Below are 405 nucleotides of genomic sequence, written 5' to 3'. Positions count from 1 at the left end.
CTCAGCTCACCGTCGAACACTTTCCCGCAGAAACAGGCTCTGCAGGCCCGGCGTCCTCTGCCTGTTCAGGGGCATCATTCACCACAAACTCATACATACCGGACAGCCGGTACACCACGTTTTCAGCATGAGAAATCGCCTCTGTAGGCCAGGTGGTGAGCACTTCCTGCTCAATCTGTTTAACGGCTTCATTCATGGACGGCATCTGCGTTTTCTTCGGATGGTTATGCCACAGGGACATCGCCACCACAAAAGCGCCGGTTCTGATGACGTCTTCCACAGTAAACTTCCGGTTACTGTCTGACTCCGCCTGTTCTGCCTGCCGTTTCATCAGGGCGAGATGCTCAATGCGCTGCAGGGCTGACAGTTCAGAAAGCGTGACGGTCACGCCGTTATGTTCAAATG

1 protein-coding gene is annotated in these 405 nt (G+C 54.3%); it reads right to left on the bottom strand.

Translation table 11 applies throughout. The features are described 5' to 3' along the window. Position 1 precedes the first annotated feature (1 nt). Positions 2–405 (bottom strand): phage tail assembly chaperone G (gene gpG, locus HEN33_RS25540; RefSeq protein ID WP_242460327.1); only part of this gene is annotated, 404 nt, incomplete at its 5' end.

Source organism: Escherichia sp. 94.0001, from assembly GCF_013369155.2.
Classification (GTDB): domain Bacteria; phylum Pseudomonadota; class Gammaproteobacteria; order Enterobacterales; family Enterobacteriaceae; genus Escherichia; species Escherichia coli_F.
This window is presented reverse-complemented; position numbering and strand designations above follow the sequence as displayed.